Origin of the sequence: Actinomadura latina NBRC 106108, assembly GCF_001552195.1 — a bacterium.
In the GTDB taxonomy this organism is placed as follows: Bacteria; Actinomycetota; Actinomycetes; order Streptosporangiales; family Streptosporangiaceae; genus Spirillospora; species Spirillospora latina.
The window spans coordinates 177534-199432 of sequence record NZ_BCQS01000019.1 but is presented as its reverse complement, the minus strand read 5'-3'; the positions used below and the strand labels follow the sequence as shown (position 1 = coordinate 199432).

Annotated in this window: 20 protein-coding genes; 12 read left to right on the top strand and 8 right to left on the bottom strand. The window is 73.6% G+C overall.

Features of this window, described 5'->3' with window-relative positions:
* Positions 1–6: 6 nt before the first annotated feature.
* From AL2_RS24705 to AL2_RS24685, 5 genes are all read left to right on the top strand, one after another.
* The gene (locus AL2_RS24705) at positions 7–1668 is read left to right on the top strand and encodes a SpoIIE family protein phosphatase (protein WP_245666880.1); all 1662 of its coding nucleotides are present in this window, start codon (positions 7–9) and stop codon (positions 1666–1668) included.
* On the top strand, positions 1665–2816 hold the full coding sequence (locus AL2_RS24700; RefSeq protein WP_067637406.1) for a cobalamin B12-binding domain-containing protein: 1152 nt from the start codon (positions 1665–1667) through the stop codon (positions 2814–2816). The genes AL2_RS24705 and AL2_RS24700 overlap by 4 nt, the downstream gene beginning before the upstream one ends.
* 173 nt (positions 2817–2989) lie before the next feature.
* Entirely contained in the window at positions 2990–3253 is a 264-nt protein-coding gene (locus AL2_RS38665) for a M15 family metallopeptidase domain-containing protein (protein WP_067637404.1), read from the top strand.
* A gap of 38 nt (positions 3254–3291) precedes the next feature.
* A complete protein-coding gene (locus AL2_RS24690) occupies positions 3292–3972 on the top strand; it encodes a response regulator transcription factor (RefSeq protein ID WP_067637402.1) in 681 nt (226 codons plus the stop codon).
* Positions 3965–5104: a sensor histidine kinase gene (locus tag AL2_RS24685; protein WP_067637400.1), complete on the top strand. Its 1140-nt coding sequence runs from the start codon at positions 3965–3967 to the stop codon at positions 5102–5104. Before AL2_RS24690 ends, AL2_RS24685 begins: the two co-directional genes overlap by 8 nt.
* 58 nt (positions 5105–5162) lie before the next feature.
* Here the strand turns inward: AL2_RS24685 and AL2_RS24680 are convergent, their stop codons facing one another.
* The 4 genes from AL2_RS24680 to AL2_RS24670 all read right to left on the bottom strand — a co-directional run bounded on the left by AL2_RS24680 (position 5163) and on the right by AL2_RS24670 (position 7527).
* Positions 5163–5726, bottom strand: a complete 564-nt coding sequence (locus tag AL2_RS24680) for a DoxX family membrane protein (RefSeq protein ID WP_067637530.1) — start codon at positions 5724–5726, stop codon at positions 5163–5165.
* Positions 5727–5882: 156 nt separating this feature from the next.
* On the bottom strand, positions 5883–6314 hold the full coding sequence (locus AL2_RS24675; protein ID WP_067637398.1) for a pyridoxamine 5'-phosphate oxidase family protein: 432 nt from the start codon (positions 6312–6314) through the stop codon (positions 5883–5885).
* A gap of 60 nt (positions 6315–6374) precedes the next feature.
* The gene (locus tag AL2_RS39830; protein ID WP_281181609.1) at positions 6375–6506 is read right to left on the bottom strand and encodes a hypothetical protein; all 132 of its coding nucleotides are present in this window, start codon (positions 6504–6506) and stop codon (positions 6375–6377) included.
* Positions 6507–6675: 169 nt separating this feature from the next.
* Positions 6676–7527 carry a universal stress protein gene (locus tag AL2_RS24670; RefSeq protein WP_067637396.1) on the bottom strand — a complete coding sequence of 284 codons (852 nt, stop codon included), beginning with the start codon at positions 7525–7527 and terminating at the stop codon, positions 6676–6678.
* A 327-nt stretch (positions 7528–7854) separates the two neighbouring features.
* On the opposite strand from AL2_RS24670, the gene AL2_RS24665 reads away from it, so the two are divergent.
* Both AL2_RS24665 and ppk2 read left to right on the top strand, forming a co-directional pair.
* Positions 7855–8727: a universal stress protein gene (locus tag AL2_RS24665; RefSeq protein ID WP_067637395.1), complete on the top strand. Its 873-nt coding sequence runs from the start codon at positions 7855–7857 to the stop codon at positions 8725–8727.
* Positions 8728–8880: 153 nt separating this feature from the next.
* A complete protein-coding gene (gene ppk2 / locus AL2_RS24660; protein WP_067637393.1) occupies positions 8881–9684 on the top strand; it encodes a polyphosphate kinase 2 in 804 nt (267 codons plus the stop codon).
* Positions 9685–9736: 52 nt separating this feature from the next.
* On the opposite strand, the gene AL2_RS24655 is transcribed toward ppk2, so the two are convergent.
* Positions 9737–10117 carry a hypothetical protein gene (locus tag AL2_RS24655; RefSeq protein ID WP_067637391.1) on the bottom strand — a complete coding sequence of 127 codons (381 nt, stop codon included), beginning with the start codon at positions 10115–10117 and terminating at the stop codon, positions 9737–9739.
* A gap of 238 nt (positions 10118–10355) precedes the next feature.
* Here AL2_RS24655 and AL2_RS24650 point away from each other — a divergent pair, with 238 nt between their 5' ends.
* Positions 10356–11246 carry a universal stress protein gene (locus tag AL2_RS24650; RefSeq protein WP_067637389.1) on the top strand — a complete coding sequence of 297 codons (891 nt, stop codon included), beginning with the start codon at positions 10356–10358 and terminating at the stop codon, positions 11244–11246.
* Between the two features lie 38 nt (positions 11247–11284).
* Here the strand turns inward: AL2_RS24650 and AL2_RS24645 are convergent, their stop codons facing one another.
* From AL2_RS24645 to AL2_RS24635, 3 genes are read right to left on the bottom strand one after another with little or no spacing between them, the layout of a single operon-like run.
* Positions 11285–12094, bottom strand: a complete 810-nt coding sequence (locus tag AL2_RS24645) for an FAD:protein FMN transferase (RefSeq protein WP_218003704.1) — start codon at positions 12092–12094, stop codon at positions 11285–11287.
* The gene (locus AL2_RS24640; RefSeq protein WP_067637387.1) at positions 12087–12512 is read right to left on the bottom strand and encodes an FMN-binding protein; all 426 of its coding nucleotides are present in this window, start codon (positions 12510–12512) and stop codon (positions 12087–12089) included. Before AL2_RS24640 ends, AL2_RS24645 begins: the two co-directional genes overlap by 8 nt.
* A gap of 10 nt (positions 12513–12522) precedes the next feature.
* Positions 12523–13881 (bottom strand): ferredoxin reductase family protein, encoded by a 1359-nt coding sequence (locus tag AL2_RS24635; protein WP_067637385.1) that lies wholly within the window; start codon positions 13879–13881, stop codon positions 12523–12525.
* A gap of 114 nt (positions 13882–13995) precedes the next feature.
* On the opposite strand from AL2_RS24635, the gene AL2_RS24630 reads away from it, so the two are divergent.
* From AL2_RS24630 to AL2_RS24615, 4 genes are all read left to right on the top strand, one after another.
* Positions 13996–14736, top strand: coding sequence for a response regulator transcription factor (locus AL2_RS24630; protein WP_067637383.1), 741 nt, complete (start codon positions 13996–13998; stop codon positions 14734–14736).
* Positions 14733–16166, top strand: a complete 1434-nt coding sequence (locus AL2_RS24625) for a sensor histidine kinase (protein ID WP_067637381.1) — start codon at positions 14733–14735, stop codon at positions 16164–16166. The genes AL2_RS24630 and AL2_RS24625 overlap by 4 nt, the downstream gene beginning before the upstream one ends.
* A gap of 306 nt (positions 16167–16472) precedes the next feature.
* Positions 16473–19118: a bifunctional acetate--CoA ligase family protein/GNAT family N-acetyltransferase gene (locus AL2_RS24620; protein WP_067637378.1), complete on the top strand. Its 2646-nt coding sequence runs from the start codon at positions 16473–16475 to the stop codon at positions 19116–19118.
* Positions 19119–19121: 3 nt separating this feature from the next.
* Positions 19122–21785, top strand: a complete 2664-nt coding sequence (locus AL2_RS24615; RefSeq protein WP_067637376.1) for a cation-translocating P-type ATPase — start codon at positions 19122–19124, stop codon at positions 21783–21785.
* The last annotated feature ends 114 nt before the right edge of the window (positions 21786–21899 follow it).

The window sequence follows — 21899 nt, the reverse complement described above, 5'->3', positions numbered from 1 at the left end:
TATGGCGTGACGGAACCGACCCAGGGCGAAGGCAGCGTGCGGGACGTGCTCGATCCGGTGTTGCGCTCCGCTCCTTGCGCGGTTCTGTCCGTCGACCCGTCCGGGGGGATCGTCCAGGTGAATGACGCGGCGCGGCTGCTGCTGGGCATCCCGCCGGGTGGTCCGCCGGCCGCCGCCGTCCCGGAATGGCTGGCCGATGCCCAGCGGTCGATCGGCGATCGAGCCGGTCCGGGAGGAACGGATGCCGGAGGGCGGCGCACGGGCGCCGTCGCGCGGGGACCGATCGGCGGCCGTGTGGTCGAGGCTCATCCGGTGCCGGAGGGCAGGACGCCGGAGAACCAGGCGCAGACGATCTGGTGGCTGCTGGATGTCACGGACCGGGAGCGCACGGCGTTCCTGGTCGAGGTGTCCGAGGAGCTGCCCGCGTCGCTCAATCTGGAGCGGTGCATGGAGGTGACGGCGCGGCTGGCCGCCCGGCACCTGGCCGATGCGGCGGTGGTGATCGTTCCGAGGTCCGCGCGGGGCCATCCCGTCGCCTACTCCGGGCCGGACGGGCGGGTCGACCACGAGGAACTGCCCATCGACCCGGCGGAGGTCGAGGGCTTGGCCGAGGCGTTGCGGGGTTTCCCTCCGGTGCCCCCGCGCTGGATCGATCCACGGGCCGCTCCCGCGTGGCTCGCGCGCCCGTCGCCGGAAAAGCCGGCCGCGATGGTGGTCATCGCGCTTCCAGGCCACGGTGTTCCGGCCGGGGCGCTGGTGCTGCTGCGCCTGTCGGGTCCGGAGGCGTTCCCGGCGGGGGAGGAGCTGACCATCCGCCTCTTCGCCGGCCGCGCCGGGGCGATGCTGTCGGCCGCGCGCCTCTACGCCGAGCAGGCGTCCATCACCGCGACCCTGATGCGCGAGCTGCTGCCGCCCCGCACGCACGAGCTGGACGGGGTGGAGCTGGCGGCGCGGTACCGGCCGTCCGGTGACGAGGACCTGGTCGGCGGCGACTTCTACGACGTGTTTCCCGCAGGCACGGCCGACTCGCGGGCCGAGTCTCTGGTGGTGCTGGGGGACGTGTGCGGCAAGGGCCTGGAGGCCGCCGTCCTGACCGGCAAGATCCGCACCACGCTGCGGGCCCTGCTGCCGATGGCGGGCGACCACCGGCGCCTGCTGGAACTGCTCAACGGTGCCCTGCTGCTGGACGATTCGACGAGGTTCGTCACGCTGGTGCTGGCCTCGGCCCGCCGGCAGGGCGCGCGGGTGCGGCTGCGGCTGACCAGCGCCGGCCACGCCGCCCCGCTGATCGTCCGGGTCGGCGGGACGGTCGAGACGGCCCGGACCGGCGGCTCGCTGATCGGCGTGCTCGAGGACATCGACTCGACGACCGCGGAGGCGACGCTCGACCCCGGCGACACCTGCCTGCTGTACACCGACGGCATCACCGAGGCCATCGGCGGGCCGCTGGGCGATGAGATGTTCGGCGACGAGCGGCTGCGCGCCGAGCTGGGCGGGTGCGGCGGCATGCCCCCGGAAGCGCTGGTGGAGCGGGTGCACATGCTCGCCGCCGAATGGGTCGGGGCGGGCCGGCACGACGACATGGCGGTGATCGCGATCACCGCTCCGGGGCGCGTCCGGGCGGGTTCCGCCGGGGCGGCCCGGCAACCGGAAGGGGATTCGCCATGACCCGCTCGGCGCGGCCGTCCGACGGGAGGGCGGGGACGGGCATCCGGACGGACGCGCTCTGGGAGGCCGTCACCGCAGGGGACGAGTACGCCGCCACCGACATCGTGATGGCGGCCTTGGACGACGGCATGGATCCCGAGGACCTGCTGCTGGACGTCATCGCCCCCCTGCAGGCCCGGGTCGGGCGCGAGTGGGCGGCCAACCGGATCAGCGTCGCGCAGGAGCACACCGCCACCGCCGTCAACGAGCGCGTGATCGGTGCGGTCGCGCATCATCCGGCCGCCCGGCGGCGGGTGCCGGCCGCGGAGCGGCGCGGCCGGATCGCGGTGGCGTGCATCGACGGCGAGTGGCACGCCCTGCCCGCCCGGCTCATGGCCGAGGTGCTGCGGCTGCGCGGCTGGCAGGTCGACTACCTCGGCGCCCAGGTGCCGACGCCGCATCTGATCTCCCATCTGCACGAGACGGGCCCGGCCGCGGTGGCGCTGTCGTCCTCGATCGCCACCCGGCTCCCGGCCGCGCACGCGGCCATCACCGCGTGCCAGTCGACCGGCACCCCGGTCATGGTCGGCGGCGCAGCCTACGGCCCCGACGGCCGCTACGCCGTCCTGCTGGGCGCGGACGCGTGGGCGCCCGACGCCCGCGCCGCCGCCGACCGGCTGGCGCGCGGCCCGCTGCCCAAGCCGCGCCCGCACCGCGTCGTCGATGACCTGCCGCACCTTGCCGACCGGACCTACGCCCATGTCACCCGGACGACGCCCCAGCTGGTCCGGCATGTCCTGAGCGGGTTGCAGTCGCGGATCCCGGCGATGGCCGGTTACACCGATGAGCAGCGGACCCGGACGGCCGAGGACATCTCCCACATCGTTGAGTTCTTCAGCACCGCCCTGTACCTGGACGATCCCGGGCTGTTCACCGCGTTCATGACATGGACCGTCGACATCCTCGCCGCCCGCGACGTCCCCGCGCACGTCCTCCTGCCCGCACTGGACCTTCTCGTCGAGCAGCTCGCCGACTATCCCCGCGCCACAGACCTGCTGTCACGCGCCCATACCGTGGTCCAAGATCACATCCAGAGCAGTTCTCCGGGCAACCCCGGCAGCACGCAGAACGGCAACTCGCAGGGAACGGGCCCGACGGGCACCGAATGACCCTTCGGAACCACCAGTTCTGGGGCCTCTTCGCCGCCGGTCCGCGGGTTCCTTGACGGCGGGAATTCGACGTATCGCGGGCGTATCGAAAACCGCATACGGCACCGCAACAGGCGTCCGCCTTCAGTGAGGGCATGGACCACAGCGCATCACTGTCAGCGCCGGCCCGTCGTATGCGCGGAATCGAGCAGCAGCGGATCTTCACCGCGGAGGTGCGGCGCACCGGCTCCGACGTCCGGCCGACCGAGGGAGCGCGGTGGCTCGAACGGCCCGGTGTCGCCCGCATCGACTTCTTCCTCACCGACCACGGACCCGTCCTGAACGAGGTCAACACGATGCCGGGAATGACGGCCGAGTCCCAGGTGCCGAGGATGTTCGCCGCGGCAGGACTGCCCTACGAGGATCTGGTGACGCGCCTGGTGGACGCTGCCGTTTGAATATGTCGGCGATATGCCGGGTTGCCTAGCCTTCAGGCATGCGCGTGCTGATTGTGGAGGACGAGCCCTACCTGGCGGAGGCCGTGCGGGACGGTCTGCGGCTGGAGGCGATCGCGGCCGACATCGCCGGTGACGGCGACACCGCCCTGGAGCTGCTGGCCGTCAACTCCTACGACCTGGCGGTCCTGGACCGCGATATCCCTGGCCCGTCCGGCGACGAGATCGCCCGGCGCCTCGTCGCCTCCGGCAGCGGCATCCCGATCCTCATGCTCACCGCCGCCGACCGGATCGACGACAAGGCCTCGGGGTTCGGGCTCGGCGCCGACGACTACCTCACCAAGCCGTTCGAGCTCCGCGAGCTGGTCATGCGGCTGCGGGCGCTGGACCGCAGGCGCGCGCACGCCCGGCCCCCGGTCAGCGAGATCGCGGGCCTGCGGCTGGATCCCTTCCGCCGGGAGGTCTTCCGGGACGGACGCTACGTCGCGCTCACCCGCAAGCAGTTCGCCGTGCTCGAAGTCCTCGTCGCCGCCCGAGGCGGGGTCGTCAGCGCCGAAGAGCTGCTGGAGCGGGCCTGGGACGCCAACGCCGATCCCTTCACCAACGCCGTCCGCATCACCGTCTCCGCCCTGCGCAAACGCCTCGGCGAACCACGGCTGATCGCCACGGTGCCCGGCGTCGGCTACCGCATCGACACCGGCCCCGGCGGCACCCGTGAATAGGCCCCCGGGGCTCAGCGCCCGCCTGAAACTCACCCTCAGCTACGCCGGATTCCTCATCCTCGCGGGCGGTCTCCTGCTCGCCGTGGTGTGGGTGTTCCTGCTGCGCTATGTACCCGACAACGCGTTCGTCACCAAGCCGAGGCTCGGCAGGTACGGGGCGCCGTCCCCGCAGTTCATGCCCGACCGCTCCGACCTCCTGCGCGCCTTCGCCCCCCGCGCGGCCCAGGCGATGGCCTTCCTGCTGGTGTTCGGCCTGCTGGGCGGATGGATCCTGGCCGGCCGGATGCTCGCACCGCTCGCCCGGATCACGGACGCGGCTCGGCTGGCCGCGGACGGATCACTGTCCCACCGGATCCGGCTCCACGGGCGCAGGGACGAATTCCGGGAGCTCGCCGACGTGTTCGACACCATGCTCCAGCAACTCGAATCCCACGTCCGCGAACAGCAGAGGTTCGCCGCCAACGCCTCCCACGAGCTGCGCACCCCGCTGGCGATCTCCCAGGCACTCCTGGACGTCGCCCGCAACGACCCCGCGCGAGATCAGGGCGAACTCATCCAGCGCCTCTACACCGTCAACACCCGGGCGATCGACCTCACCGAGGCCCTCCTGCTGCTGAGCCGCGGCAACAGCAGAAGCTTCACCCGCGAACCCGTCGACCTGTCCCTCGTCGCCGAACAAGCCGCCGAGACACTGCTCCCTCTCGCCGAACAGCGCCGGATCACCCTCGACGTCACCGGCGAAACAGCAATGGCCAACGGCTCGGCGGAACTCCTCCTGCGGATGGTGACCAACCTCGTCCAGAACGCCATCGTCCACAACCTGCCCACCGGCGGCACCGTCACGGTCCACACCGAACCCCAGCACGACGCAAGCATGCTGCGCGTGGAGAACACCGGCCACGAAGTCCCGGCAGAACTCCTGCCGACCCTCACCGAACCCTTCCAACGCGGGACACAACGCGTACACACCAACGAACACGCCGGCGTCGGACTCGGGCTGGCCATCGTGCACAGCATCGTCCGGGCACACGACGGAACCCTCGACCTCACGCCCCGCCCCACCGGCGGCCTCCGCGTCACGATCCGGCTTCCCCGGACGCCGCAGGCGTCCTCCCCGCACGAAGCGCGGTGACGGTGATGCACAGCAGGACGCCCGCCGCTGGGCGGGCGTCCTTGGCGACTACCGTCGGCTACTTGAGGAAGGGGAGCCTTTCCACCAGCGGGGTCTTGCCCCACCAGCGGCCGAGTCCCAGGGTGTCGCCGGCGCTGACCAGGGCCAGTCCGACGATCAGGAGTGCGTAGATGATGTGGTCGTCCATGAAGACGTTGTTCTCCGGAGGAAGAACGGCCGTCCACATCAGGACCAGCAGCGCCGCGCCGCCGGCGGCCGCGACCCGCATCCCGATGCCCAGGATCAGCGCCGCGCCGACCCCGCCCAGCCCGATCATGAACAGCCAGTCGGCCCAGGCCGCGCCGGCCAGGTCGTTGTAGAACCCGGCGAACGGGCCCTTGGGTGCGTGCGCCAGGAACCCCTCGGTGGGGCTTCCGCCGTCCAGCCAGCCCTTGCCGGCCGGGGTCGCGTGGCCCAGCCCGAACAGCTTGTCCACGAACGCCCATGCGAACACCCAGCCCAGCGCCAGTCGCGCGGCCGCCCAGATGTAGCGAGCGGCGGGCGTCTCGGTCAGCGGCTTGGGGGCGACCACGCGGATCAGAGTGCTCCGCCTCACGTGCGTCTTGTGCTCGGAGACTGCCATCGCCGTCTCACCTTCCATCACATCGCCTTGGTTTCTTCACCTCCTACTCAACGCCGTCCGCGGCCGGCGCTGTAGGTCCGTTCGGCTCATGATCGACGGGACCAAGGTCCGCATGTCCGGCGGTTCGAGAGGGGCGGCCTCGCCCTTCTCAGGGCCTCAGGGCGCGGCGGTCGCCTCGGTGGCGCTGCCGATGCGGCGGCCGGTGACGAATTCGGGGCGGACGCGGATGAAGGTGTCGCGTTCCACCGGTGCCCACGTGCGCAGCGGCAGGGACTCCAGCGCGGTGATCTCACGGGGGTCGGTGACGCGCCGGGCGCGGCCGACGGCGACCACCGACCAGCCCGTCTCGGCCTCGGTGTCGTAGTCGTCGATCTCGAAGGCCACGACGGTGTCGGCGGCGGCCGTCGCGAGCCTCGACCTCCGCGACACCTTGATCACGATGTCGCCGCGGCTGAGGACGAAGTTGACCGGCTGGACGGCGGGGAGCGCCTGGTGGGTGAAGACGATGCGTCCGATCACGGCGCGCGCGAGGAGAGCGCGGCACTCGTCCTCGTCCAGGTGCTGCAGGCCGCTCTGATCGAGCTGCATGGATCCAGAGTGCCGGGGTCGCGGCGGGCGGCGTCAGGGACGAAGGTCCTCTACGCCGTATCACCGCTGCTGGGGGTCGCCTCGTCGCGCTGGAGGGGGCAGCAGGAACACGCCCGATCCGATCATGTTGCCGACCACCAGGGCGGTGGCCATCCACAGCCCCAGCCGCCGGCGGGAGGGTTGCGCGGTCATGAGCGGCCTCCTTCGGTCAGCGGCGGAACCGCCGCGATGTCAGCTGATCACCGCGGCCGCCCGCCGGGCGCCGGGCGTCGGCCCGAGCCCGGTGGACCAAAGTCCTGTCCTGCATGGCCCACCGGACCCGATCCGGGCACGCGGCACCCGGCGCGCCGGAACCCGGCGGTCACTCGTACGGGCGGACGACCGCGACCGGGCAGCGGGCATGGTGGATGAGGCCGTGGCTCACCGAGCCGAGCGGGAGCGACCGCCCCCGGGAGCCGACGACGGCGAGGTCGGCCCTGGCGGACGCCAGGCCGAGCGTCTCGACCGGGTGGCCGATGACGACGTCCTCGGCGACCTCGACGTCCGGGTGCCTGCTCCGCCAGGGCGCCAGCGCGGCGGCCAGGTGCTCGCGGAGGGCGTCGGCGGTGATCTTCAGGTCCACGCCGCCCTCGATCGCGAGCGGCGCGGGGTGCCAGGCGTGCAGGACCCGCAGCCGCGCTCCCCGGGCGGACGCCGCGGCGAACGCGTGGGTGAGCACCGGCCCGGGGTCCTCGGCCATGTCCAGCCCGACCACGATCTCGCCGGTCGCGGCCTCGGCCTGATCGCGGACCACGATCACCGGGCCGGGGTAGTGCCCGGCCAGCCGCAGGGCGGTGGAACCGAGCAGCAGCCCGACGAAACCACCCCGCCCGCGATGGCCGACGACGGCCTCGGCGGCCTCGGCGGCGTACTGCCGGAACCCGGCCGGCACGCTCCGTTCGTGGACGAGCATGGTCTGGACGGCGATCCCGGGCTGCCGCAGCGATGCGCGAGCCTGGCCGTCCCGCAGGATCCGGGTCCCGGTCTCGGCGAGCTCTTCGGAGATGACATCGGTCGTGTGCCCCGGAATGTCCAGGGTGGCCGTCTCCACGACGTGGACGAGGCCGAGCGCCTTGCCGAGCCGCGCGGCCTCGTCCGCGGCCCAGTCGATGGCGTGGTCGGACGGCGCGGAGCCGTCGGCTCCGGCAAGGATGATCGCTCGTTGCGTGGACATGTGCTCTCTCCTCTGGGGGTGGGTTGTCACTAATTAGGGGGAGTCGCGCGAGAGGATCGGTGCCATAAGCGTTGTTCTGAACGGACGTCCGTCCTAGGGACCTTCGTCATCGCGTGCGCGGCCATTCGGCCCCGCGCCGGCGTCCGGCTCGCCGAGATTGCGCGCTCGGCTATTGGGCATCCTTCGCTGCGCCGGCCGGATTCAGCGTCGTCCGAGGGGCCAAGGTCCCTCCTAATCCGGACCGATGTCACTCTCGGGGACGGGCCGCCGCGAGCAAGCCTGGTGATGCACGAACCCGATCGATAAGCCTGAGGTGGGGAGAAGGCCATGAACGCAGAGCCGATCACTGGTGTCGTTGTCGGTTACGACGGTTCGGAGAACGGCGTTCGGGCCTTGGACTGGGCCGCCGGCGAGGCGCGGATTCGCGGCGTGCCGCTGACCGTTGTCCACGCTTACGAGGTCTACATCGGGGGCCCGGTGGCCATGCCCATGGTGGACCTGCGGTCCTTGGCGCAGGAGACCCTGGACGGTGGTCTCGAGCACGTCCGGAAGCAGGCTCCCGACGTGGCGGTGCGGGGCGCGCTCGAATGCGGGCGGCCCGCCGGCATGCTGATCGAGGCGGGGGAGAGCGCCGACCTGATCGTGCTGGGGCCGCGCGGGCTGGGCGGGTTCGCCGGCCTGGTGCTCGGATCGGTCAGCGCTCAGGTGGTCGCGCACGCCTCGTGCCCCGTGGTGATCGCCCGAGGCGACCCGGACCAGGGGACGGGACCGGGGCGCGTCGTGGCCGGCGTGGACGGTTCACCGGCGTCCCGGGCCGCGCTGGCGATGGCGTTCGCGGAGGCCGAGTCGCATGGGCTGTCGGTGCACGCGGTGGTGGCCTGGGAGTCGGTGCAGGTGCAGGATCTTCCGCCGCTGGCGGACGAAGCCGGCATGCGGAAGGCGGCCACCGCGCGGCTGGAGCAGATGGTGATCCCCTTGCGGGAGCTTCACCCCGGCGTGGACGTGCAGGCCGAGGTCGTGGTCGGCCCGCCGCGTGAGGTCCTGCTGGCCGCCGCGGCGGAGGCGCGCCTGCTCGTGGTCGGCTCGCGGGGACTGGGCGGCTTCCGCGGCCTGCTCCTCGGGTCGGTCAGCCACGCCCTGGTGCAGCATGCGCCCTGCCCGGTGGCGGTCGTCCACGCGTCCCAGAATTCCGGCGGCTAGCACGGGCCGGCCAGCACGGAGGGCCGGGTCAGGGCCGACGCGGCGGCGGTCGGGGTCGGCGCGGGCGCCGTCCCGGCCGGTCCGTACCGCGTATCTCCGAAGGTTTCCGCATCGGCCAGACTGGAGGGCACAGGTCCGATGCTTGGAGGCGGTATGGGCGGTTCCCGGCGTTTGCCCCGGCAGATCTACGAGCGTGAACTGCTCCGGCTGCAAGAGCAGCTGATGGTGTTGCAGGAGTGGGTGCGCGCGGAGGGCGCGCGCGTCGCCGTGGTGTTCGAAGGGCGGGACGCCGCGGGCAAGGGCAGCACCATCAAGCGCGTCACGGAGTACCTCAACCCCCGCGTCGCGCGGATCGTGGCGCTTCCGGCGCCGAGCGACCGGGAGCGGACCCAGTGGTATTTCCAGCGGTACGTCGAACACCTGCCCGCGGCCGGTGAGATCGTCCTGTTCGACCGGTCGTGGTACAACCGCGCGGGAGTCGAGCGGGTCATGGGGTTCTGCACCGGTCAGGAGTACCGGCGTTTCCTGCATCAGTGCCCGATATTCGAGCGGATGCTGGTCGAGGACGGCATTCTGCTGCGCAAGTACTGGTTCTCGGTCAGCGATGCCGAGCAGGAACGCCGCTTCCGCAGCCGGCTCGACGACCCGATGCGGAGATGGAAACTGTCCGCCATGGACCTGGAGTCGATCTCGCGCTGGGAGGAGTACTCGCGCGCCAAGGACGAGATGTTCGTCCACACCGACATTCCCGAGGTGCCCTGGTTCGTGGTCGAGAGCGAGGACAAGCGCCGGGCCCGCATCAACATGATCTCCCATCTGCTGTCGAGCATTCCGTACCGCGAAGTGGAGCGCCCGGCGCTCCGGCTGCCGCAGCGTCCCCCTCCCAAGGGATACGAGCGGCCCCCGCGCGACGAGCAGACCTACGTCCCGGACCACGCGGCGACCTTGCGGGGCTGAGGAGGCGCCGCGTCCGAACGTGCCGGGGCGAGTTGGCCCCGTCCGGGCATCGTTACCGGCCGCGGCCGATCCCGTGGCCGGTCGTCGTGGTGTGCTGAGGCGCCCTGCGGCCGGGCTCCGTGCACTGGATCGTGTTCTCGACACGGGCCCGCAGGCGCGTGCCGGCGAGGCTGATGGCCTCCGGCATCGAGGGCGCCGCGGCATGGGCCTCGACCGGCAGGCCGTTGAGATCGACCTGGACCGAGATCAGATTGGGCCGGGGCACGGCCGGATCGTGGAGGACGCTGAGCGTGGCCCTGGCGTGCAGGACGGGGCGCGGGGCGCGTGCCAGTACTCCGGCGACGATCTCGCGGGTGCGCTCCATGTCCTCTTGCAGCACGTCGTTGGTGGTCGTGAACTGGATGTCGAGCTCGTCGCGAGCTGTGCCAGGCATCGTGGGCCTCCTTATACGCACGGACCAGTAGCGCCAACATTGGTCTCGCATGGAGGCCTCCCCAAGGGGCCTTGGTCCCTCATGACGCCGCCGTAGGGCCTGGCGCCGTCCGAGGGGCGAAGGTCCCTGCCCGGCCGGACCCAGGGCCCTCTTCGAGGCGACGGCCGTGAGCGAGACTGATGTGCGAGATCAATGGGGAGAATCGATGACCGGGGGGAATCGACTTCGGGGGGAACACATGAGCGAACAACCCGTGACCGGTGTGCTCGTCGGGTACGACGGCTCCGAGGGAAGTGCGCGGGCCTTGGAGTGGGCCGCCGAGGACGCTCGGAGGCGAGGCGCGCCGCTGACCGTGCTGCATTCGTGGGACGTCCGTGCCGGCGGCCTGGCCGCCATGCCCGCGATCGATCCGCGGGCCGCGGCACAGGACATCCTGAACGCCGGCATCGAGCGGGCCCAGGAGGTGGCGGCCGACCTCAAGGTGCGGGCGGTGCTCGCGCGTGCGCCGGCCGCGGCCAGGCTGATCGAGGCGAGCGGGACCGCCGAGCTGATCGTGCTGGGCCCGCGCGGCACCGGCGGCTTCGCGGGCCTGACGCTCGGGTCGGTCGGCGCGCAGGTGGCCGCGTACGCCTCGTGCCCGGTCGTGATCGTCCGAGGCGATCCCGATCAGGGCCCGCAGCAGGGGCCGGGCCGCGTCGTGGTCGGGATGGACGGCTCACCGGCGTCCCGGGCGGCATTGGCGCTGGCGTTCGCCGAGGCGGACGCGCACGGGCTCTCGCTGCGCGCGTTGGTGGCCTGGGACCCGCTGCCCGGGAAGGAACTGCCGCCGCTGGTGGACGAGGCCGGCCTGAGGGCCGCGGCCGAGGCGCGGCTGGCCCGGCTGATGGCGCCGCTGCGCGAGCGCCATCCCGGGGTGGAGGCCGAGATAGAAGTCGTCACCGGCGTTCCGAGAAAGGTCCTGATGGACGCGGCGGGCGAGGCGCGCCTGCTCGTCGTCGGCTCGCGCGGAGTGGGCGGCTTCCGCGGTCTGCTGCTCGGCTCGGTGAGCCACGCGCTGGTCCACCATGCGCCTGTCCCAGTGGCCGTCGTGCACGCCTCCGCGGAGAGCGAGGCCGGCCGGCCGGCGTGAGTCCGAGGCGGTCGTCCGGGTCTTCGAGGCGCGCCGCGTCAACCGTGTCCGTCCTGCGCTCCGACCGGGCGGCTCATGCCCGCGCGCGGCAGGAAGAGGGCGACATCCTCGAAGCCGGGCGTCCACCACGCGGAGCCGTCGGACGTCACGGCCAGCGCCTCGATGCCTGGTTGCGCGTCCGCCCACGCGTGGGCGGCGCCGCCCATGACGAAGGCGGCGGTGGCGAGTGCGTCCACGTCGGCCAGGTGCCGTCCGGCCAGGGTGATCGAGGCGAGGCCGGCGGCGGGGCGGCCGGTGCGCGGGTCGACGATGTGGGCGCCGCGTTCGGCGGTCCCCGAGGTGGCGACGGCGAGGTCGCGGCCGGTCACGGCGGCGATGAGCCGGTCGCGGTGCCGCGGGTCGGTGAGGCCGATCCGCCAGGGGCGTCCCGGACGGCTCTCCCCGCGCGCCTGGATGTCGCCGCCGCCGTTCACGCAGTGGTCGCGGACCCCGGCGTCGTGCAGGATCGTGGACGCCCGCTCGACCGCCCATCCCTTGACCAGGCCGCTGGGGTCGAGCCGTCCGCCGGGCCGGCAGGTGAACGTCCCGCCGGTGATGCGCTCCAGTTCCTCGCAGCGGCGCAGGACGCCGGCGACCTCGGGATCGCATTCGCCGACCGTGAGGCGCCCCTCGGCGAGGCGGGATATCTGGCTGTCGGGCCGGTAGGGGGAGAAGACGCGGTCGACGTGGTGGAGCCAGGCGACGGCCTCCGCGAGTGCGCCGCTGATCGCGGGGGAGGGGGCCGCGCGGACGTCGAAGGTGACCGCCGTCCCCATGACGTGCTCGACGTGGCGGATCGTCTCAGGCACGCGCGCTGTCCAATGCGCTTTGCAGGGACGTGATGTACCCCTCGCTGGTGTAGGTCGCTCCGGAGACGGCGTCGATGTGGGCGCTGCCCGCCGCGATGGCCTCCTTGGTGAGCCGGGGGAGCGCGAAGGCGGCGATCTCCCGGTCGCGGCCGTTCTCCGAAGGGGCGCGCAGAACCTGGACCGCGGTGAGCCGGCCCCGGGACATCGTGATCTCGACCTGGACCGGCCCGTACCGGGTGTCGATCCGCTGCCCCTTGTAGGTTCCGCTCGTGGCGGGCGCCGTCGCGCCCCCGCCCGAGCCGGACGGCTCCGGGCTCGGCGGCAGCGCCCCGGAGAACGCCTGGTGGTGCGGCTTCAGCGACAGCAGCAGGACCACGCCCGCGACCGTCGTGCCCGTGGTGATCACGGCTCGGCGCATGCTCGGCCTCTCAGAACTCGAACGACTCGGTACGGATGTGGCGGCGCCGCACGCCCGCCTGGCGGAGGGCCCGCAGCGCGGCGGCGGTCATGCCGGGCGGCCCGCACAGGTAGACGTCCCGGTGCCGCACGTCGGGAACGACCGACCGCAGCGCCCGCCCGGTCAGCGGCAGCGAGTACTCGGACGGCTCGTCCACGAAGTAGTGCACGCGGGCGCCCCGCGCGGCGGCGACGGCGTCCAGTTCGCGGCGCAGGGCCAGGTCCTCCGGGCGGCGGGCGAGGTAGATCAGGGTGACGTCGCCGGGGAGCGTCTCGAACAGCGTCCGCAGCGGGGTGACGCCGACGCCGCCGGCGAGCAGCAGCGCCCGGTCGTGGTGGGGCCGCGCGCCGGTGAAGCCGCCGTAGGGGCCCTCCGCCACCACCCGCGTCCCGGGGCGGAGCCGGGCCAGGGCGCGGCTGTGGTCCCCGGCCTCCTTGACGGTGATCCGGAGCCGGTGCCCGCGCGGCGGTTCCGACAGCGAGTACGGGTTGGCCGTCCACCAGAAGCCGGGCGCGAGGAACCGCCAGCGGAAGAACTGCCCCGGCTCGGCGCGCAGCCTGCCCAGGTCGCGTCCGGTCATGTAGACGGAGACGACCCCGGGCGCCTCGGGCCGCACGGCGGCGACCCGCAGCCCGTGCCGGATCCCGTGGACGGCCGGCATCAGGAACCGGAACCAGGCGAGCGTGACGGCGACCCCGATGTACAGGGCGTACCAGGAGGCCCGCGCCCAGGCGTCGCCGACGAACTGGGCGCCGTTGGCGAGCTGGTGCGAGAACGCCAGGAAGATCGCCAGGTAGGTCGCGAAGTGCAGGTAGTGCCATGTCTCGTACCGCAGCCTGCGCCGCGCCGCCCGCGCCGAGGTGATCCCGACGCCCAGCAGCAGGACGAACCCGGCCGTCCCCTTGAGCATCTCGGGATAGTCGAGGACCACGGACACGGTCTGGTGGACGACGTCCGTGCGGGACGTCACCGAATATCCCCAGATGATCAGCAGGACGTGCGCCATGGTGAGCCCGACGGTGTACCGGCCGCCCATCGCGTGCCAGCGTGCGAGCCGGTCCGTGCCGACGCCCCGTTCCAGCGCCGGGATGCGCGCCATCAGGGCGAGCAGGACGGCGCATCCGTAGCCGGCGAGGAGCCCGGTGACGCGGCCCGCCTCGGTCAGCCAGCCGTCCAGCCCGGTGACCGAGCCGGTGCTCCGCCACCACAGCGCCAGCACCAGCGCCGCGCCCGCGTAGACGAGGACCTGCGGCCACGAGGACGGGACGCGCCATGCCGGACGCGGGGGCCGGGCCACGTGCCGCGGGATGTCGAACCTGGTCGTGGTCATGCCGGCCACCCTGCCAACGCAGTTTCTGTGTTCCCTCTGACACCATGGGAAAGACGCTCCTTCAGCGCCTTTTCAGAGGAGACTCAGAGGTCGGAGAGGGATGCTGGCCGCACCATGACAAGTGACGAACCCGGTTCCGCGAGTCTGCGCCGCGCGGACGGCACGCCCGTCCGGGTCCTGGTCGTCGACGACGAGCCGGATCTGGCCGAGGTGCTGTCGCGCGTGCTGGCGTCCGAGGGCTGGGCGGTCCGCACCGCCGGCGACGGCGCCGGGGCGGTCGCCGCCGCCCGCGACTTCCGCCCCGACGCGGTCGTGCTGGACGTGATGCTCCCCGACATCGACGGCCTGCAGGTCCTGCGCCGTCTGCGCGCCGACGCCCCCGACGTGTGCGTGCTGTTCCTGACCGCCCGCGACGCCGTCGAGGACCGCATCGCCGGGATCACCGCGGGCGGCGACGACTACGTGACCAAGCCGTTCAGCCTGGAGGAGGTCCTGGCGCGGCTGCGCGGGCTGCTGCGCCGCGCCGGGATGACCCGGCAGTCCGGCGCCGCCGGGCTGCTGGCGGTCGGCGGCCTGGCGATGGACGAGGAGGCCCGCGAGGTCACCCGGGACGGCGAACTCGTCGACCTGACCCCGACCGAGTTCGAGCTGCTGCGGTTCCTGATGCGCAACCCGCGCCGGGTGCTGTCCAAGGCGCAGATCCTCGACCGCGTCTGGGACTACGACTTCGGCGGCCAGGCCCATGTCGTCGAGCTGTACATCAGCTACCTGCGCAAGAAGATCGACGCGGGCCGGACGCCGATGATCCACACCGTCCGGGGCGTCGGGTACGTGCTGAAGCCGGAGGCCAGGTGAGGGTCCCGGCGGCGGCCCGCACGCTGCGGGCGAGGCTGACCGCCGGGCTGGTCGTCCTGCTCGCGCTGAGCTGCCTCCTGGTCGGGCTGGGCACGGCGGCGGCGCTCGGCCGGTTCCTCGTCGGCCGGCTGGACGAGCAGCTGGCCGCGTCCGGCGGGCGGTTCCCGGCGAGCCTGGAGCACGAGCGTCCCCGCGACGCCGACAACAGGCCCGACTCCCGGGGCCAGGCGCCCGGGACGTTCGGCGCCCGGCTGCTCGGCGGCTCGGTGACGCAGGCGGTCGTCGTCCGCGCCGACGACGTCGAGCCCGTCCCGCTCACCGCCGCCGACCGGCGCTCCCTGGCCGCCGTCCCGCCCGACGGCCGCGGCCGGTCGCTGTCGCTGTCGGCGCTGGAGGAGTACCGGGTGGCGGCGGTGCACGGCGACGACGGCGACGTGCTGATCACCGGGCTGCCGCTGGATCCGGTCGAGGAGACCGTGCACCGGCTGATCCTGGTGGAGGCCGTCGTCTTCGCGGCCGTGCTCGGCGCCGCCGGGATCGCGGCGGCGCTCTTGGTGGGGCTGGCGCTGCGCCCGCTGCGCCGGGTCGCGGCCACCGCCTCCCGCGTGACCGAGCTGCCGCTGGCCAGCGGCGAGGTGGCGATGCCGGAGCGGGTCCCCGACACCGACCCGCGCACCGAGGTCGGCCAGGTCGGCGCGGCGCTGAACCGGATGCTCGGCCACGTCGAGAACGCGCTCGCCCGGCGGCACGCCAGCGAGGAGCGGCTGCGCCGGTTCGCCGCCGACGCCAGCCATGAGCTGCGCACTCCCGTCGCCGCGATCCGGGGCCATGCCGAACTCGCGCTGCGCACGTCCGAGCCCGTCCCGGCGGAGGTGCGGCACGCGCTCGGACGCATCGAGGCCGAGTCGGTGCGCATGTCGGAACTGGTCGACGACCTGCTCCTCCTCGCGCGCCTGGACGCCGGCCGGCCGCTGGAGTCGCGTCCGGTGGACCTGACCCGGCTCGTCCTGGACGCCACCGCCGACGCCCGCGCCGCCGGTCCGGGGCACCGCTGGGAGTTGGTGCTGCCCGAGGAGCCGGTCACGGTCACCGGCGACGACCGCCGCCTGCACCAGCTGATCGCCAACCTGCTCGCCAACGCCCGCACCCACACGCCGCCCGGCACGCACGTCACCGTCCGGCTCGCGGTGCGCGGCGGCGCTGTCGTCCTCGACGTGGCGGACGACGGGCCCGGCATCCCGCCCGACCAGCGGGACGAGATCTTCGACCGGTTCGTCCGCGCCGACCACGGCCGCTCCCGCACCGCCGGAGGCACGGGCCTCGGACTGGCGATCGTCCAGGCGGTGGCCGCCGCGCACGGCGGACGCGCCGAACTCGCCGGCGCCGGCCACACGGTCTTCCGCGTCACTCTCCCGGTCGCGGGAAGCTGATTCCCGGCGAACGAGGACCTTCGTCCCTGTCGCCGGCGGTGCCGGCGCGGTGGAATGGAGGTGGCGGGAGAAGCCAAAGAAAGGGACGGAGAAGCGGGAGACCGCGCACCGTCCAGCTCGAAACGCTGCCTAAGCGGCGGAGGACTTCTCCCGCCTCTCGCATGCCCTCCCCTCCCCGGCGCGCGACTCTCCGCGAGCGTCGAGCGGCTCCGCCGGGCTGCGGGCGGCCCGGAATGGGACCAAAGTCCCGGTCGCCGGTGACCTTGGGACGCTGATCTTCGACTCGCCCCGTCAGACGCTGGAGGCATGACAGAGCGGCTTTCCGGTGCGCGGGCGTTCGCGCTGCTGACCGACGGCACGCAGGTCCAGATACGCCGGCTGGGCGCGGCGGACCTGGACGCGGTGCGCGAGTTGCACGAGGGCCTGTGCGAGGAGAGCCTGTACCTGCGGTTCTTCGGCCTCAACCGGGCCATGGCGGGCGAGGTGGCCGGACGGGTCTGCCGGGCGGACGGCCCTGATCACGCGGCGCTCGGCGCCTGGCTGCACGGCGACCTGATCGGCGTCGCGGAGTACGAGCCGACCGGGGTGCCCGGGGAGGCCGAGGTCGCGATGGCGGTCGCCGACCGGATGCATCACCGGGGCGTCGGGACCCTGCTGCTGGAACACCTGGCGTCGCTGGCCCGCGACGACGGGCTCGTGGCCTTCCGGGCCGACACGCTGCCGGAGAACAGCGCGATGCTGCGCGTGTTCGCCGACGCCGGGATGGCGGTCCGGCAGCGGACGGCCGACGGCGTCGTCGACCTGACGATCCCGCTGGTCTCCGACGACGACGGATACCTGGACGCGGTCGCGGAGCGGGAGCGGCGGGCGGACGTGGCGAGCCTGGAGCCGCTGCTGCGGCCCCGGGTCGTCGCGGTCATCGGGGCGTCCCGCAAACGCGGGACGGTCGGCGCCGAACTGCTGCACAACATCGTCGGCGGCGGGTTCAAGGGCGCCGTCTACGCGGTGAACCCGCACAGCGCCGGAAGCGAGATGCACGGCGCCCCCTGCGTGGCGACGCTCGCGGACCTGCCCGAGCCGCCCGACCTCGCGATCATCACGGTGCCCGCGTCGTCGGTGCCGGGCGTGGCGGCGGCGTGCGGGCGGTTCGGTATACCCGCCCTGGTGGTGATCAGCTCGGGCCTGACCGCCGACCAGGGGCGCGGCCTCCTGGCCGTCTGCCGGGAGTACGGCATGCGGCTGGTCGGTCCGAACTGCCTGGGCATCGCCAACACCGGGATAAGGCTGGACGCGACGTTCGGCGCCCGCGGCCCCGCGTTCGGGAGCGCGGGCGTGGCGGTCCAGTCGGGCGGTGTCGGCATCGCCCTGATCGCGGAGCTGTCGCGGCTCGGCATCGGGGTCTCCACGTTCGCCTCGGTGGGCGACAAGTACGACGTCAGCGCCAGCGACATGCTCATGTGGTGGGAGTCGGACGAGACGACCCGGCTCGGCATCCTGCATGTGGAGTCGTTCGGCAACCCCCGCAAGTTCGCCCGGACGGCGCGCCGGGTCGCCGCGAAGATGCCGCTGCTGACCGTGCTGGCCGGACGGTCGGCGCCCGGCTCCCGGGCGGCGGCGTCGCACACGGCCGCCGCCGCGACCCCCGAGCTGACCCGCCGGGCGCTGTTCGAGCAGGCCGGCATCGTGGCCGCCGACGACCTCGGGGAGCTGGTGGACGCCGCCGCGCTGCTGGCGACGCAGCCGCTGCCGGCCGGGCCGCGGGTGGCGGTGGTGTCCAACGCGGGCGGCGCCGGAGTGCTGGCCGCCGACGCCTGCTCCGACGCGGGGCTGACCGTCCCGGTCCTGGACGAGGCCACCCGGCGCCGGCTGGCGGAGCTGCTGCCGTCCTGCGCGGCGGTCGCCAATCCCGTCGACACCACCGCCGCCGTCTCCGCCGACGTGTTCCGCGCGGCCGTCGAGCTGGTCGCCGCGGACGGCGCCGTGGACGCAGTGCTGGCGCTGGTGGCCCCGACCGCGCTCGGCGACCTGCGGGCCGCGCTGCGCAACTGCCGCGTGCCGATGGCGGCGGTGGTGCTCGGGCAGGCCGAGACGGTCACGATCAACGACGAGGCGCTCCCGTGCTACGCCTACCCGGAGAACGCCGCCCGCGCGCTGGCCCGCGCCTGGACGTACGCGCGGCGGCGGGACGTCCCGCGGGAGGCGCCGCCCGCGCTGGGCGACGTGCGCCCGGACGAGGCGGCCGGCGTCATCGGCGGGTTCCTGGCCGGCGAGCCGGACGGCGGCTGGCTGCCGCCCGCCCAGGCGTACCGCCTGCTGGAGTCCTACGGGCTGCCGGTGGCCGCGTGGCGCTGGGCCCGGACCGAGGAAGAGGCGGTCACGGCGGCACGTGACCTGGGCGGCCCGGTGGCGCTGAAGGCGCACGTCGGCGGCATGGTCCACAAGACCGCCGCGGGCGCGCTGGAGCTGGGCCTGGACGGGGAGGACGCCGTCCGGGCGGCGTTCGGCCGGCTGTCGGGGCGGTTCGGCGACGCTCTGGAGGGCATGCTCGTCCAGGCCATGGCGGACCAGGGCGTCGAGGTGCTGTGCGGCGCCGTCCAGGATGAGGTGTTCGGAGCGGTGGTGGTCTTCGGAGCGGGGGGCGTCGACGCCGACGCGCTGGCCGACCGCGCCGCCCGGCTGGCGCCGCTCACGACCCGGGAGGCCGACGAGCTGATCCGCGCCCCGCGGCTGTCGGCGCTGCTGCTCGGCCACCCGGCGCGCCCGGCCGGCGATCTCGCGGGGCTGCGCGCGGTGCTGCTGCGGCTGTCGAGGCTGGCGGCCGACCATCCGGAGATCGCCGAACTGGACCTCAACCCCACGATGGTCCGCCCGGGCGGGGTCGTGGCCGTCGACGCCCGCGTCCGCCTCGCGCCCCGCCGCGGCTGGGACCCCTACCTGCGCCGCCTCCGCTGAGCCATGCCCGCCAGACGGCATCACGCGGGCACCGCGACCGGCCCGGCCGAGCCGGGCGCCGATCCGCGGGAGCCGCTGCCGCTGCTCCGCAAGGAACTGGGCACCGGCGACCGGGGGCTGTCCGCGCGGGAGGCGGCCCGGCGGCTGGCGGTCTACGGGCCCAACCAGGTGCGGCGGCGGGAGAAGCGGTCGCTGGTGCGGCTGCTGTCGGGCCAGCTGGCGCATCCGCTGGCCCTGCTGCTGTGGGGCGCGGGCGCGCTGGCTTTCATCGCCGGGATGGGCGTGCTGGGCTGGGCGATCCTCGCGGTCATCCTCATCAACGCGGTGTTCGCGCTGCTGCAGGAACATCAGGCCGAACGCGCGGTGGAGGCGCTGGCGGCCTACCTGCCCGAGCAGGCCCACGTCATCCGGGACGGACAACGGCAGGCCGTCGAGGCGGCCGGGCTGGTGCCGGGCGATCTGATCGTGCTGGCGGAGGGCGACAAGGTCCCGGCCGACGCCCGGTTGACCGATGGGGCGGTGGAGGCCGACCTGTCGATGCTGACCGGCGAGTCGGCGCCGGTGGAACGGGTCGCGGCCGCCGCCGAGGAGGGCGCGCCGCTGCTGCGCGAGCCGAACCTGGTGTTCTCCGGGACGACCTGCACCGGCGGCGAGGCGCGGGCGATCGTGTTCGCGACCGGCGGGCACACCGAGCTGGGGCGCATCGCCGCGCTCAGCCAGCGCGCGCCGCGCCGTGACAGCCCGCTGGAGGTGCAGGTCAAGAAGGTCGCCTGGCTGATCGCGGCGGTCGCGGTCGGCATGGGCGTCGTCTTCCTGCTCCTCGGCGCGCTCGTCGGGCTCCCGCTGAGGGACGCGCTGATGTTCGCGATCGGGCTGCTGGTCGCCAACGTCCCCGAAGGCCTCCTGCCGACCATCACCCTGGCGCTCGCGGTCGGCGTGCGCGTCCTGGCGAAACAGGGCGCGGTCGTCAAGCGGCTCAGCGCGGTCGAGACGCTCGGCTCCACCAACGTCATCTGCACCGACAAGACCGGCACCCTGACCCAGAACCGGATGCGCCTCCAGGCCCACTGGACCCCGGACGCCGGAACCGCCGCCACCGCGGCGCCGCCCGCCGAACTGGCGCGGGCGATGACCGAATGCACCACCGTCTCCGCCGCCGGGAACGGCGACCTGCAGGGCGACCCGACCGAGATCGCCCTGGTCGAAGGGGCCGGGCCGGACGTCGCGGCGCGGCTGGCCGCCCGCGACGAGCGGCGCCGCAGGGTCTTCCGGTTCGACGCGCGGCTGCGGCTGATGTCCACGGTCGGGCAGCGCGGCGACCACCTCACCGTCTACGTCAAAGGGGCGCCCGAAGCCGTCCTGGCCCGGGTCCCCGGCGCCGACCGCGCCGCGGTCATGGCCGCCGTCGACGACCTCGCACGCCGGGGGCTGCGGGTGCTGGCGGTGGCCGTCCGGGACCTGCCGCCCGGCACCGAGGTGCCCGGGCGCCGCGAGGAGGCCGAGACGGGACTGCGCCTCCTCGGCCTGGTCGGGCTGTACGACCCGCCGCGCCCGCAGGTCGCCGACGCGGTGCGCCGCTGCCACGACGCGGGGCTGCGCGTCCACATCGTGACCGGCGACAACGGCGCCACCGCGGCCGCCGTCGCGGCGGAAGTGGGCATCGGCGTCCCCCGCCTGCACGTGGTGGCCGAGTCCGAGCAGGTCTACGACCACGAGCTGGACGAGCTGGTCACGAGCGACGCCGAGATCGTCTTCGCCCGCTCATCCCCGGAGACCAAGCTGAAGGTCGCCGACGCGCTGCGCGCCCACGGACTGGTCGTGGCGATGACCGGGGACGGCGCCAACGACGCGCCCGCCCTGCACCAGGCCCACATCGGCGTCGCGATGGGACGTTCGGGCACCGACGTGGCCCGCGAGGCGTCCACCATGGTGCTGACCGACGACAACTTCGCGACCATCGTCACCGCGATCGAATCCGGGCGCCGCGTCTACGACAACGTCCGCAAGTTCATCCTGTACATCTTCGCCCACGCCGTCCCGGAGATCGTCCCGTTCCTGGTGTTCGCGCTCAGCGGCGGCCTGGTGCCCCTCCCGCTCACCGTGCTGCAGATCCTCGCGATCGACCTCGGCACCGAGACGCTGCCCGCGCTCGCGCTCGGCCGCGAACCAGCCGAGCCCGGCATCATGGACCGCCCGCCGCGCCCGTCCTCCCAGGGCGTCATCTCCCGCGACATGCTGATCCGCGCCTGGGGCTACCTCGGCCTGGTCTCCGCCGCCCTGGTCATGCTCGTGTTCTTCTACGTCCTGTGGCGCGCCGGCTGGCATCCCGGCGACCCCACCGGCCAGGGCACCGCCCTGCACCACGCCTACCTGGCCGCCACCACCGCCACTTTCGCGGGCCTGGTCACCTGCCAGGTCGGCACCGCCATGGCCGCCCGCGCCGACCACGCCTCCCTCCGCGAGGTGGGCCTCACCACCAACCCGCTACTGCTGGCCGGCATCGCCTTCGAGCTGCTGTTCGCCGCCGCCCTGATCTACCTGCCGCCGCTGCAGCACCTGTTCGGCACCGCCGCCCTGCCCTGGGACGTCCTGGCGATCATCGCCACGTTCCCGCTCATCGTCTGGGGCACCGACGAACTCCGCCGCTGGAGCCGCCGCAGGCACTGATCCGCGGGACTCCAGCCCGTCCGCGATCTCCGCCGCCCAGGCGTCGATCTCCGGCCAGTCCCGGTAGTCGCCGTACCGGACGCCGAGCAGCCCGCAGACCAGGCGCCCGGCGAG

Excerpts from the sequence above, each read along its gene's own strand:
- AL2_RS24700 (WP_067637406.1), top strand. The coding sequence starts at position 1,665 with ATGACCCGCTCGGCGCGGCCGTCCGACGGGAGGGCGGGGACGGGCATC.
- AL2_RS38665 (WP_067637404.1), top strand. The coding sequence starts at position 2,990 with ATGCGCGGAATCGAGCAGCAGCGGATCTTCACCGCGGAGGTGCGGCGC.
- AL2_RS24690 (WP_067637402.1), top strand. The coding sequence starts at position 3,292 with ATGCGCGTGCTGATTGTGGAGGACGAGCCCTACCTGGCGGAGGCCGTG.
- AL2_RS24680 (WP_067637530.1), bottom strand. The coding sequence starts at position 5,726 with ATGGCAGTCTCCGAGCACAAGACGCACGTGAGGCGGAGCACTCTGATC.
- AL2_RS24675 (WP_067637398.1), bottom strand. The coding sequence starts at position 6,314 with ATGCAGCTCGATCAGAGCGGCCTGCAGCACCTGGACGAGGACGAGTGC.
- AL2_RS39830 (WP_281181609.1), bottom strand. The coding sequence starts at position 6,506 with ATGACCGCGCAACCCTCCCGCCGGCGGCTGGGGCTGTGGATGGCCACC.
- AL2_RS24670 (WP_067637396.1), bottom strand. The coding sequence starts at position 7,527 with ATGTCCACGCAACGAGCGATCATCCTTGCCGGAGCCGACGGCTCCGCG.
- AL2_RS24665 (WP_067637395.1), top strand. The coding sequence starts at position 7,855 with ATGAACGCAGAGCCGATCACTGGTGTCGTTGTCGGTTACGACGGTTCG.
- ppk2 (WP_067637393.1), top strand. The coding sequence starts at position 8,881 with ATGGGCGGTTCCCGGCGTTTGCCCCGGCAGATCTACGAGCGTGAACTG.
- AL2_RS24655 (WP_067637391.1), bottom strand. The coding sequence starts at position 10,117 with ATGCCTGGCACAGCTCGCGACGAGCTCGACATCCAGTTCACGACCACC.
- AL2_RS24650 (WP_067637389.1), top strand. The coding sequence starts at position 10,356 with ATGAGCGAACAACCCGTGACCGGTGTGCTCGTCGGGTACGACGGCTCC.
- AL2_RS24640 (WP_067637387.1), bottom strand. The coding sequence starts at position 12,512 with ATGCGCCGAGCCGTGATCACCACGGGCACGACGGTCGCGGGCGTGGTC.
- AL2_RS24635 (WP_067637385.1), bottom strand. The coding sequence starts at position 13,881 with ATGACCACGACCAGGTTCGACATCCCGCGGCACGTGGCCCGGCCCCCG.
- AL2_RS24630 (WP_067637383.1), top strand. The coding sequence starts at position 13,996 with ATGACAAGTGACGAACCCGGTTCCGCGAGTCTGCGCCGCGCGGACGGC.
- AL2_RS24620 (WP_067637378.1), top strand. The coding sequence starts at position 16,473 with ATGACAGAGCGGCTTTCCGGTGCGCGGGCGTTCGCGCTGCTGACCGAC.
- AL2_RS24615 (WP_067637376.1), top strand. The coding sequence starts at position 19,122 with ATGCCCGCCAGACGGCATCACGCGGGCACCGCGACCGGCCCGGCCGAG.